9 protein-coding genes are annotated in these 13106 nt (G+C 35.7%); 2 read left to right on the forward strand and 7 right to left on the reverse strand.

The genetic code is table 11. The features are described from left to right. Positions 1–215: 215 nt before the first annotated feature. A complete protein-coding gene (locus SOP96_RS19545) occupies positions 216–1631 on the reverse strand; it encodes an APC family permease (protein ID WP_326322555.1) in 1416 nt (471 codons plus the stop codon). Between the two features lie 510 nt (positions 1632–2141). Between SOP96_RS19545 and SOP96_RS19550 the strand changes: the two genes are divergently transcribed. Beyond that, entirely contained in the window at positions 2142–2651 is a 510-nt protein-coding gene (locus SOP96_RS19550) for a DUF4920 domain-containing protein (protein ID WP_326322556.1), read from the forward strand. A 134-nt stretch (positions 2652–2785) separates the two neighbouring features. Here SOP96_RS19550 and SOP96_RS19555 read toward each other — a convergent pair whose 3' ends face one another. After that, the gene (locus tag SOP96_RS19555; RefSeq protein WP_326322557.1) at positions 2786–3895 is read right to left on the reverse strand and encodes a M14 family zinc carboxypeptidase; all 1110 of its coding nucleotides are present in this window, start codon (positions 3893–3895) and stop codon (positions 2786–2788) included. An 826-nt stretch (positions 3896–4721) separates the two neighbouring features. On the opposite strand from SOP96_RS19555, the gene SOP96_RS19560 reads away from it, so the two are divergent. Beyond that, on the forward strand, positions 4722–5270 hold the full coding sequence (locus SOP96_RS19560; protein WP_326322558.1) for a helix-turn-helix domain-containing protein: 549 nt from the start codon (positions 4722–4724) through the stop codon (positions 5268–5270). A 67-nt stretch (positions 5271–5337) separates the two neighbouring features. Here the strand turns inward: SOP96_RS19560 and SOP96_RS19565 are convergent, their stop codons facing one another. The 5 genes from SOP96_RS19565 to SOP96_RS19585 all read right to left on the reverse strand — a co-directional run bounded on the left by SOP96_RS19565 (position 5338) and on the right by SOP96_RS19585 (position 12501). After that, positions 5338–6510 (reverse strand): proline dehydrogenase family protein, encoded by a 1173-nt coding sequence (locus SOP96_RS19565; protein ID WP_326322559.1) that lies wholly within the window; start codon positions 6508–6510, stop codon positions 5338–5340. Positions 6511–6574: 64 nt separating this feature from the next. Continuing rightward, complete coding sequence (locus tag SOP96_RS19570; RefSeq protein WP_326322560.1) at positions 6575–7504, reverse strand: UbiA family prenyltransferase; 930 nt, start codon at positions 7502–7504, stop codon at positions 6575–6577. 10 nt (positions 7505–7514) lie between these two features. Continuing rightward, entirely contained in the window at positions 7515–8441 is a 927-nt protein-coding gene (locus tag SOP96_RS19575) for a mevalonate kinase family protein (RefSeq protein ID WP_326322561.1), read from the reverse strand. Between the two features lie 192 nt (positions 8442–8633). Then, on the reverse strand, positions 8634–10805 hold the full coding sequence (locus tag SOP96_RS19580) for a M12 family metallo-peptidase (RefSeq protein WP_326322562.1): 2172 nt from the start codon (positions 10803–10805) through the stop codon (positions 8634–8636). A 160-nt stretch (positions 10806–10965) separates the two neighbouring features. Continuing rightward, positions 10966–12501: an MFS transporter gene (locus SOP96_RS19585; protein ID WP_326322563.1), complete on the reverse strand. Its 1536-nt coding sequence runs from the start codon at positions 12499–12501 to the stop codon at positions 10966–10968. Between the last annotated feature and the right edge of the window lie 605 nt (positions 12502–13106).

Genomic DNA, 13106 nt, shown 5'->3' on the forward strand with positions numbered 1-13106 from the left:
TTTTTTTGGGGTTGCGGCGGCTTCGCCGCCGCAACCCGAAATACAGAAAAAGCGAGTAGCGAAAGCAGGATAAAGCTTCTAAAAATAAAAGAGGCTTTTCCAAAAGTTTTATCTGAATATGCTTTGTGGTTAAGAATCTTAAATAATTTGATTTCATAGATTCTTCGCTGCGCTCAGAATGACAAAGTGACTTTTTGAGACAATCCCTTTTTCATTTATTCCTGAACTTTATTTTTCCTATTGATAAAGTAGTACACTGGCAACCCGACCAAAACCAACAGGAATCCCGGCCAGGTGTACTGCTGTTTGTAGATCAACAAAAGAATACAGAAAACAGTACCGATCAACAGATAAATAACCGGCGTTACAGGATATAGCCAGGTTTTGTATGGACGTTCCAGTTCCGGCTTTTTAAATCTAAGGTAAATAACTCCGAAAACAGTAATCATATAAAACAATACGATGACAAACGAGATCATATCCAGAAGGTTTCCGTATTGTCCGCTGAGGCACAAAACAGACGCCCAAATTCCCTGCATCCACAATGCATTTTCCGGAACTGTATTTTTATTGTTTTTTTCTGCCTGTTTGAAAAACATCCCGTCTTTGGCCATGGTCTGAAAAACCCTTGCCCCGGCAAGAATCAGCCCGTTGTTGCACCCGAAAGTGGAAACCATAACGAGAACTGCAATGATGGCTGTTCCTGCACTTCCGAAAATAAAATGCGAAGCCGCCACCGCTACCCTGTCGTTTTCTGCAAATGCTATGGAATCACGGTCGAGCGCATTAAGGTAAACGTAATTTACGGCAATATATAAGATCATAACGGCTGTTGTTCCATAGATCATTGATTTTACCACATTTTTTTTAGGATTTTCAATTTCTCCTGATACGAAAGTTACGCTTTCCCATGCTACAGAACTGAAAACGGAACCTACCATAGCTGCCGCAATTCCTCCCAAAAGTGTCATTCCGCCGATGGGCTCCCAGCCTTCTTTTAAAAAGTTTCCGAATTTGTCTTTTGTAAGATTGCTAAAAGAATCATATCCGAAGCTGAAATTTTCGGCAAGATGAGAGATGTCAACCAGAATAAATCCTGCTGCAATTAATCCCAATAATGCTATTATTTTTGATCCTGTGAAGATATTCTGCAACAATTTCCCGCTTTCCACCCCTCTTGTATTGATGTAGGTAAGCAAAAGGATAATGGCAATGGCAAGTATCTGAATCCATGTAATTTTAAATTCACCACTCTGGAAAATCGGAGCTGCATCATTGAGCGCCGGAACCAAATAAGCAGTAAATTTTCCGAATGCCATCGCTACAGCAGCAATGGTTCCGGTTTGAATCACCGTAAAAAGTCCCCATCCATACAGAAATCCCATTCTCTTGCCGAAAATTTCTTTCAGATACGTGTATTGTCCGCCCGCTTTTGGAAACAGGGCTGAAAGCTCGCCATAGCTTATCGCTGCAGCAACCGTCATGATTCCCGTAATTACCCAGACGATAATGAGCCAGAAACCGGAACCGAGATTCCGCATCATGTCTGCGGTTACAATGAAAATTCCGCTTCCGATCATTGACCCCATTACCAGCATGATGGCGTCCCAAAGTTTTAGTTTTTTCTGCATAGTGAAGTATAGGCTTCAAATATAATAATTATAGGATTAGTTTTTATTTTGTTTTGAATTAAAGATGAAATGTGCATTTTTTAACGCTAAGGCCGCAAGGATTTATTGAATAACTATGCAATTATTTTTGAGCGCGAAGGCATTTCATTCAGCGAATGATAGCACTGTGATGCGAGATGTTTTGGCAAAAGGATGCAGTATCATGGATTAATTTTATTTGCAGGTGTTGCGTTATAAGCTGAAAATATTCTTTATTTAACGCTAAGGTCGCAAGGGTTTATTGAATAACTATGTAATTATTTTTGAGAGCGAAGGCATTTCATTCAGCGAATGATAGCACTGTGTGGTGCGGGATGTTTTTGTGAAAGGATGATGCAGCATCATTGATTAATTTTTTTCGGACATTGCGTTAAAATGAATTTATTATTTGAAAAGATGACTTTCATTTTATAACTATTTTAAGGCGTTTTATGATTCAGATTTTATTACTATTTTTGAAAAAAAATCAATATGAAATTCAAATCATTATTATTTGCATTTACAGTAAGTTTTTCTACTTTAGTTTTTGCGCAGGAATCAAAAAAATCCGGTCCGCCGGCAGGAAATGCTGTTGTAGGTGATGTTTATGGAGGAGGCGTTGCTTCCAATGCAGAATCTAAGGCTATTTCCGTAGATAAATTAAGTAAGAAATTAAAGAAAGCCGACAAGAAAGTTGAAAATGTTGCCGTAAAAGGTAAGGTAACGGATGTTTGTGATAAAAAAGGATGCTGGCTGACGATCCAGACGGAAGATAATTCCCAGTTTTTTGTAAAGATGAAAGATTACGGGTTCTTTGTTCCGACTGCCTTAAAAGGAAAAAATGTAGTGCTTGAAGGTTCTGCCGAAAGAAAAGTGACTTCCGTAGATGAACAGAAACATTATGCTGAAGATGCTAAAAAACCACAATCTGAAATCGATGCGATTACCACTCCGAAAGAGGAAATCAGGTTTGTAGCGAATGGAATAAAGGTGGTTAATTAATCAAATTATAAATAAAAATAGTTTATTTTTTAAGGGTAAACAAAAATTCAGGAGCGGAACCTTTGGTTCCGCTCCTGAATTTTTATAAGGCAACAAGGTCAAGGTAACCATTATGTTTTAGGCTATTAAGCAACCTAATCCTCTATATAAAAATTTACCTCCGCATCCAGTTTGGGATATTTTGTCGGACAAACAAACCTCTTTCCTGTGCAGTCAATTTCTTTCCATCCTTTCCGTTGTTTCACATCGCCGACTTCCATCACAAACGGAACAAAAGAGATTTCGTCCCTACCTTCTTCTTTCAGCTCCCGGTATTGAACCGCAATATCCAGGACACATTCATGGTCTGTATTCAGCTTTACGTTACGGTAAATAATATCGTAATGCGTTTCTTTATTTTCGGGAATTTCAAGATAAGCTTCCCATCCTTCCGTTTCTGAATTAAGCTCCATCATTGCCTTTAATGCGTAATAAAGCGCAATGGTGTAATATTTCCGGGTTTCTGTTCTGGTGTAATCTTCTGCGAAATGTCCGCCTTCAAAAAGAATGGTAGGCATTCCGGCTTTGATGAAATTGTCTCCGGTTGAAGCGGGATAAAATTCATCTGAATATCTTCCGATCTGGTTTGGGATCAGTTCTTTCAATCTTGTATAAAGAGACGCAATTACAGCCATACATTTCTTCCTGTTTTCGGTAATGGTACGTTCAATATTTTCAGAGGGGGCCAAAAATGAAAGAGTGGCAGGATGAATTCCGTTAGTCGTAAAAATTGTTCTCTGCTCGTGAAGATTCAATGCGTAATGATATTTCTTCTTTGCAACAGCTTCTTTCAGCAGCTTAATTTCCTTACTGGCTTCATTATGAAAATCCCTGTTCAGATCGATATCTGAAGCATTGAGCCTTGTCCATCTTTCGGAACCATCCGGATTCAGCATCAATATAAAATCCAATGTTATTTTACCAAACAATTCATCTTTTAAACCAGGAGCTTTATCTAAAGTGGTAAGCATATCAAGCATAGCATGAGTGGCATTCGATTCATTTCCGTGCATTTGCGACCAGGCTATAATTTGAATATCACCACTTCCTATTGTCAGCTGATAAACAGGTTTACCCAAATACGACTTTCCGATCTCATGAATATAATCGCTGAGATTTGTCTGTAGGTAAGAAAATAATTTTTCAGGGGAAATGTAGCGGTTTGGGAAATCCGGATTTTGCTGATACAGCTTTTCAAAATTCATTGTGTAATAGTTTACAAGAGTCAAATTTAATAAAAATTTTAGTCATAAATAAAATTAACATTTGTAATTTAACCAAACACTGTAAATTGCCATTTTGTCTGTGGATAAAATTGTGGATTAACAATAATTCAATTTAATATAATTAAAGTATTTAATTTCAGTTATTTATAAAATTTAACTAAATTTAAATTTGAATATTACTTGAAGTAATAAAAGGAGTAGTTATCTACATTTGCTCGTAATTCTGTTAAACATATTTAAGTGTGGAAAATTCTGATTATTCTTCTATATACAAATGTAAATTGTTGATAATTTAGATTATTAAATTAAAATTCTTTTGAAAAACGAACATCACTTTTAAATTGTAACTTAATCAATAAATACAATTTAAATAACTTTCTTCTGATAAAAATAGCTTGGAAAATTATACTAATAATAGTAGTTAAAGAAGTTTTCGAATATTAATAGAAATGAATTATGGCATTTAACCAGCATATTACAACTCACTACTCCATTCATATAAAATAAAGCTTTAAAAACTGCTCTACTATCGATAAATACAGACTTCTTTATAATTCAAGCTTAAATTTCATCAATAATAAATTTACTTCATGTATTACTTTAAGATTAGAGGTTTAAAAAATAAGGTGTTGAAAATTTGTTGAATAAATTTTCTTGCATTTAATGATGTAAAATATAACATACTGTAAATCAATATATATAGTGTTTACATATGTATATTGAATAATTCAAAATTAATTTACTTTTGTATTTTGCAATTGTAAATTTAATCTTTACATTTGTAAACGATTTAAAAAGTATTTTAATGAGTTTAAATGAAAGAATTTCCAAGGTTATTGAATATTCCGGCTTAACACCTTCTGAGTTTGCGGATGAAATTGATGTGCAGCGTTCTTCTATTTCGCACGTAACTTCCGGGCGTAACAAACCTTCTCTGGAATTTATCATCAAAATAAAATCCCGCTTCCCTGAAATTCTTTGGGACTGGCTCGTTACCGGAGAAGGTCAGATGCTGAAATCAGAGTTACCTGAAATTCATGAAACCGAAAATAAAGCTCCCGAATTTAATGCAGAAGAAAAATCAAAGCCGACTTCTCTTCCCGATCTTTTCACAATGATGAATGATGATGAAGATTTTGGCGCAGAAGAAAGCAACCCGGAGACACTAAAACAAATTCCTGCAGAATCGTTTATACCGCACAAAAGTAAAGCTGAAGAAAAAATAAGCGATTCTCATCGATTAGAAAATTATATTCCTGTAAATACTATTCAATCCACTGAAAATAAAGGAGTTACTATAAAACGAATTGTTATTTTTTATGAAAACGGAAAATTTGAAAGTTTTGAGCCTTAAATAAGACGATTGGGCATAAAAAAAGCCTTACAAATTGTAAGACTTTTCTATTATGTTCTAAAAAAGATTACCTGCCGGTTTTTCTTCTTTCCAGTTCTTTTTTAATAAGCCCGAGTTCCCTTCCTGTCTGTCCGGCAACCGAAGTATTTTCCTGGGCTCTTCTGGTAAGATATGGAACAACGTCTTTCACCGGTCCGTACGGAAGATATTTTGCAACGTTATAGCCTTTATCCGAAAGATAAAAAGTAATGTTATCACTCATCCCGTAAAGCTGTCCGAAATACACATGCTCATTACAGTTTTCGAGATTTTTAGCTTTCATTTTGTCCATTACCAACTCCGAAGAAATTTCATTATGGGTTCCGAAAAAAGCTGAAACTCTATCCAGGTGGCTCATCACGAAATCGATTCCTGCATTATAATTTTTGTCTGATGCTTCTTTAGTTGGCTGAATCGGATCCGGATATCCTTTTTCCGTAGCTCTTGCCCTTTCTTTTTCCATATAAGCACCGCGAACAATTTTATATCCGATAAAATAGTCTTTTAGCCTTGCTCTTTCTACATGCTCTTCCATATATTCAAGCCTTCCGGTGCGATACATCTGGATGGTATTCCAGACAATGGGTTTTTCCTGATTGTATTTTTCCATCATGTCTTCGCAAAGTTTGTCTGCAGCATCCTGCATCCAGGTTTCTTCTGCGTCTACCATTACTTTTTTGTCGTTTTCGTGACATAATTTACACACTTCATCAAATCTTTTCACTACTCTATCCCATTCTTCTTTCTGGCTTGAAGTAAGTTCGTTATTCTTTCCAACAGCTTCGTATAAATCAATTCTTCCAAAAGCGGTAGGCTTAAATACAATAAAAGGAATGGCCGGATTTCCCACGGAAAATCTTACGATATCTTTAATTTCTTTGCAGACTGCGTCAAAGGTTTCTTCATCTTCCTTACCCTCGATAGAATAGTCAAAAATACTTCCAACCCTTCTTTTGAAAAGCTGTTTTACCACTTTCATGCTTTCTTCACGGGTTTCGCCGCCACAAAATTGCTCAAATAAAGTGTTTTTTACGATTCCGGTAACAAAAGGGAAATTGTTGTGAACGGTGAAATTAAGAAGAGAAGTTCCAACTTTTGTAAGTGATGGCTGCTCAATCATCCTGAACATCCAATACGCCTTTCTTAGCTGTGCATCAGATTTATCCGCAAATGCGATTTTAGTATCGTTGAAAATGGGCATTACTTTTATAGATTTATAGTTCTGCAAAGGTAAGGATAAGGAAAGGTTTTTTAAAGAAATTTTTCTACAATTTACCTTCCAGTCCGCTCAGGAGCATCGCTATTATTCCGGCAAAAACCCAGAATCTTAAAATAGTAATGGTAAAAAACTTATTTCGTCTCGTATTATTGATAATGAGATAAATACAGGTAATGAAAACGAAAAGTCCTGCCGCAAAATAATATGCCATAAATCCTGCAATACCAGTCCTGATAATTAATTTCATCGAAACAACCATTGTAATAATCAGTAAAGAAACAATGATCCTGTTTACAATTGTAGGTTTAAAATAATTAGGAATTGTTGTATACCCGAACGTTTCATCGACTCTTTTTGTTAATGTATCTTTCACAATATCAATACATAATAAGATCAGAAAAAGAAAAACGGCCATTAAAAGAACTTTCTTTGAAAAAGTTTGATAATAAACCATCATTCCGAAAAAAGGATACAGCGTAAGGCTTACAAAAGTAAGGTTATTGAGAATTAAAATACGGCTCAGCTTATGGCTGTAAAACCACATAAAAAACTGGTAAACAATGAAAAAAATGAAAACATTATGAGAAATCATCCATGCAACTCCCAGTGATATTATGCTTAAAACAAGATACGCATATAAAAAATATTTCTGCTTGATAAAACTCTGAATTCTCGTTCTAAAAGGCTTTACAAGATGATCTTTTTCAAAATCATAAAACTGGTTGATAATTCCTCCTGCCAGAATTGTTAAAACGGTGCAGAAAATAATTCCGTGAACTTTAAAATCAAAAACAAATTTTCTAAAGCTTTCATCCTGGTTAAAAAGAAAAAATGTAGAGACATACAGGGCTAAAGTAAGGATTGCTGCTACAAAAAAGCGAGCTCCCAAAAGAAAGCCCACAAATTGTGAAAATCTGTAAATAAAAGATTTTTTAGTATAATTTTTCTCCTGGAAATTTTCTTTTTCAGAATTCATTTCCTATGGTTTAGAATCTGTAAATGACTTCTTTATTGAAGCCGTCAAGCATTTTCTCCGCTTTTTCGTAATCTTTGGTGAAACCTAAAATATAGCCGCCGCCCCCGCTTCCGCAGAGCTTTAAATAATAAGCATTAGAATCCAAGCCTTTTTTCCAGACATTAAACAAGCTTTCCGGAATCATTGGTCTGAAATGTTCATATGCCCAATGAGAAAGCTTTTTAAGATTTCTGAAAAAAGGATTCATATCTTTTTTCAGGAAGGCGTCAATACATGCATTGTTGTAGCGTATAAACTCTTCTTTCAGCGTTTTTCTGAAACCTTCCGTTTTCATTTTTTCAAAGAAAATCTGAACCATTGGCCCTGTCTCGCCGGTCATTCCGGAATCGATCAGGAAAATAGCGCCTTTTCCGGCTTCACTTGCAGGAATTGCCACTCTATCAACGCTCTCTTTGCTTTCGATAAGAATTGGAAGATTCATGTAACAAATAAGCGGGTCAATTCCAGAACTTTTACCATGAAAATAGCTTTCCATTAATCCAAAAACATTTCTAAGGCTTTTTAATTCATCTTTGGAAATATTCTCCGGCTCGTGTCTGGAGATAGAATAGCGCTCAAAAATAGCGGCTACCAATGCGCCCGAACTTCCGACACCGTATCCCTGTGGAATATTGCTGTCAAAAAATAATCCTGAAGAAATTTCTTCTTTAAATGTTGAAACATTAAGCTCAAAAGTTTCGGGAAGTTTCAAATCTTCAAGATATCCGGCATATTTTTTTAAATGTTCATTAGACTTTTTTTCAAATTCGGAATCTAATGATGAGAACTTGAGGGTACCTTTATAGAAGCTATAAGGTAATGTCAAACCTTGGGAATCTTCAATGATTCCGTATTCTCCGAATAAAAGAATTTTTGCGTAAAATAATGGGTTTGTCATTTAGTTTTAATAAATTTTTTTTGCAAATGTAAAATTATTCTCCTGAATACAAGCAAAAGTTGAGCCGAATTCTGATATTTTTTTAACATCTGTTATTATAACAATTTATAAAATTTCAAAAATTTGCTTTCTTTTTATTAAAGTTAATAAAAAAAGCCTGAATAATCAGGCTTGTATTGCAAAATAATTAAATTATTGTTTTATTAATTTCTTGGTTACTTTTTGTTTTTCCGTTTCCACTGTTACCACATAATTTCCGGTCTGCATATAAGAGATATTAACATCGAGCCTGCTTCCTTTTAAAGCAGATTCTGATTTTATCAATCGCCCTGCTTCGTCGTAAATTTTATATGATTTTAAATTTTCTTTAGAGGCAATGGTAATGCTATTTCTTGCCGGATTCGGGTAAATGCTTACGCTGTTGTCTTTCGTATTAAGATCTTCAACAGCCAGCACGGAACACGAGAAATTTGCTTTCCAGCCGATATCATTTATTTCAACATCAGAAACAAATCTCACGGTAATAGCTCCTGAAGGATGTGTGGAAGTAAATGTTCCCGGTAAAGTTGTTCCCGATAAACCATTACCGTTAGCAAACAGCGGTGAGCTTGTAGAAGGCCCGTTGTAGATATACATAAAATCATAATCATCCTCCAGTCCGAATTCCGTAAACGTCATAGACAATGCTCCGGAAGACGGGTAAAATGTTTTTACAATGGTCTGGTTGTCTCCGTAATTTGATGCTGATCCGCCGGTATCTGTGAAAATAGCACCATTACACCAGTTTCCATCCGTCATAAATAATTGTGTTCTCTGGTATGCAGCGGAACAGTCTGTTCCTACTGACAGCAAATAATATGTTGCGGGCTGAAGATTTGATAAACTTAAAGATGGCGAAGAAATATTTCCGCTTGCCACAGAAGTTCCGTCAAATTTTGTGAGCCTGTATTTCCAAGATATTGATGTAGCATCGTTAAAAGTAGCACTGGCCGAAGTCTGGGTTATATTTGAAACGGACAATCCTGAAATTGTAGTACTGCACGCTGTTATACAATCTTTTCCCAAACATGATTTTGAGTCTACCGTATTTCTGATGAGTGCTCCGGGCTGAGGGCCAAAACCATTCGCAAAATTAATACCTACTCCTGAAAGAAGGTGGCAATAGCTCATGATTGTTCCTTTCACTGCCGATGTAGGAATCGGGCCTGTAGGACATGATCCTTCGGGATAACCTGCCTGTGTTCCGCAACCGTCAATTGCCGTAGAATTTCCGTTCCAGGCGCAGGCATGGGTGTGAGGAGAGCCTAAGCTGTGTCCCATTTCGTGCGTCATGGCTTCGATCGTCCATGAATAAACAGGAACATTATTGTACGTTTGTGATGCTCCTGAATACGCATGCCTGCTTGTAGTACAAAGTGAATTTACATAGGCAACACTTGTTGTGGAGGGCTGATTAACCAGATGCGCAAGATCTCCGTTGAAAGTTTGCCTGTTTGCTCTGAAGCTTGAGAGATTAGCATTAGGAGTACCTGTATAAGGGTCTGCAGTAGTCCAGACAAAAACCTCATTCAGCGCAATTTTTACATCATCATTATTGTAAAGTGTCTGAATATTGTTATGAATTGCCGTAAGCCAGTTGGTTGTAGTAGTAATATTTGAACCATTATTTACATAGGGAGTATAACATATTTCATAATATATCCTTACGCAGTTTTGTGTCATTGCTTTACCTGTACTTTTTTGTGCATTCGGATCAAAGGATATTTTCTGATTTTGATTTTCCGCCAGTTCATCTACGCCGCAGATAAATGGATTCAGACCTGTAAGTTTGGAATCTGAATAACTTACAAAATCTGTTGAATTTTTTGCTTTTCCCAAGACAACATTTCCTAATTCAGGTGTTGAGGCTACACCAACAATATCATTATTAAAAAAACTAAATGCAACTACCGACTGACTGTCTCCCTTTACGATTCCCTGATAATAGACTCCCGGAGTATAATTAACGATTTCTCCTTTGCTGGTAGTTATTTTAAAATCATTGGTGAAAATTTCATTTTTATAAAGCTCCACAGTAATTTGTTTTCCGTTGAAAGGAAAAGAAACTTCCAGGAATTCAGGTTTATCGTAGACGAGTTTTTTCAGTTGTCTGCTGTCTACTTTCAGGACAGAAATATCTGTAGCAGCCTTTTTATATTCAGCGAGTTTTTCTGAACTGTCATTAAGGGTGAACAGATCGTATTTTTCAAAAGTTTTCTTTTGGGAGTGGTATTCCGAAACTTTAGCCGCAACAGGACGAAGGTTCTGTGAAAAACCCAATACTGCACATTGTACTATGCAAATCGTGAGTAGCTTTTTTATCATTATTTTTTAATAGATTTAACAATTTGCAAATAAACGAAAAAAAACACAAAATTAATGTTAATATGATATGTATTATATAATAATCAATTAATTTAATATAAATTCCCATATATAAAAAAAGACGCTTTTGTAAGCGTCTCTTTTATTATTGTTTAATTAATTAATCATTTTTAGGATTATTGAGTTTTAAAAATCTTATAAGTATTAATCCTACAAAGAAGAAAATCGCCATAGAAAAAGCTGCAAACCTCATCCCGGAAGCAGATGGAAGCATAACATCAATTTTAGCAAAAATAGATCGTAAAGCATCGTATTTATCAATAAATAATGCAAAGACAAATGTTCCTACGATAATGGCAATTTTTTCCAGCACATCATAAAAGCTGAAAAATGTTGTATTTTCCATTGAGTTTTCCGGCAAAAGCTTGGAGTAGGTAGATCTGGACATTGCCTGAAGGCCTCCCATCACGAGCCCGACAACTGCTGCTACACCATAGAACTGGTATTCAACCGTAGGATTTTCTTTATTAAGGAAGTAAGCCCAGATACAGGCTACAATCCATAATACAACGGCTATTGATATTACATTTTTATTTCCTATTTTACGCGATAGCCTTGAGAATATAACCGCTCCGATAATAGCTTCAATCTGAATGATAAGAAGGGTTCCTATGAGCTTATCCTGCGGAAGGTTGATTTCACTTTTCCCGAATAAGGTTGCCATCAGGAAGATCGTCTGCATTCCTACACTGTAAAAAAAGAAACTGGACAGGAAAAACTTCAGGTTTCTGTGTTTAAACAGCTCTTTCCCTACTTTGAAAAGTTCATTAAAGCTTTCTTTTGCAATGTCTTTATAGAAGCAAAGATTATCTTTCAGCACTTCAAAAAACCCGCCCTGCTCTTCGTGTTTTTTAAAGATGTTTTTATAATTTAACAACACAAGATCTTTCGGGAGCTTTTCTTTAACATCGCCAAACTGAGGCAGATGCTTAAAGGTATATTGTGAAAAGCCAAACCACCATGCTCCTGTGAGCAGGAAGCTTACCCTTGTGAATAACAATTGTTTGGCCGGGTCTCCTTTTGCCACAACCTGTATTAATACAAGACAAATGATTACCAACACCACCGAACCGATGTAGCCGTAAACATATCCTTTTGCAGAAAGTGCATCCTGCTTGTCTCGTGTTGCAATATCCGGAAGGAAGGAGTTGTAAAATACAAGGCTGCCCCAGAATCCTACACTCGCTGTGATGCTGAACAGAAGTCCGAGGAAGACATTGTGCATTCCGGTAAACATGGCCAATCCCATGCATGATGTTGCGCCCAGATAACAGAAAAACTGCAGGAAAGATTTCTTGTTCCCGATCGTATCTGCCAGTGATGAAAGAAACGGCGACAGCAACACCACGATGAAGAAAGAAATCGTTAATGAGTATCCGTACACGGCATCCGGCTGATATTCTTTTCCAAAAATGGTAATCATATGCCTTACCGGAACATCAATCCAGGATTTTGTTTCTTCCACATATTCTTTCTTTTCATACGCTGTGGTAAGAATAGAATAATAAATCGGGAAAATGGTAGACGTGATAACCAGAGAATATACTGAATTGGCCCAGTCGTACACTGCCCAGGCTTTCATAATTTTCGGGTTATTCTTTATGTTCTGAGTTTCGTGGTTCTCAATTTCAGACATTTCAAATAATATTAGTTGCACAAAAATAGGAAAAGGATCGAATATTCTTTAGTTTTTATTTTGTTTGGAAGAAATTTTATTATTCTGTTAAAATTAAATTGTTTCCATACTTCTTTATTGCCAAGGTGAAAAGTATTTTACCGCAAGGATAAACAAAAGAAGATCTCAAATATTTTGATTGTTTTATAGATAAACAATGCCCTTCGTTTATTGATGTAATACCAACTCTATTTTATAATATTTTATTTTTAACAAAGAAATTAAGCTTTTTAGCTTAAAAATTTAATAAAAGCAATATGTTGATTCCTGAATCAAGCTTAGTTTAACCTAATTAAAATTATTACTATTAAATTTAAGAATAAACAAAGTTTATTTTAATTTAGAAAATTGAGAAAAGCTACAAAAAATTTGTTAATTAAAATTTAAATGACTCTTAATTATTTTGACCATTTTCAAAGACAAGTAATAGGATTTTGCTCATTGAGAGAATATGAATCTTGTTTGATGTTGTCAACTTTTGAATGACTACCCCTAACCTAGCCCCGATCGAACGGCATGTTTGAGCTCTTTTCCTGTTTCCGGTTTTGGGGGGGGGGGGGGGCGCC

This window comes from Chryseobacterium salviniae (assembly GCF_035819015.1).
Taxonomy (GTDB): Bacteria; Bacteroidota; Bacteroidia; order Flavobacteriales; family Weeksellaceae; genus Chryseobacterium; species Chryseobacterium salviniae.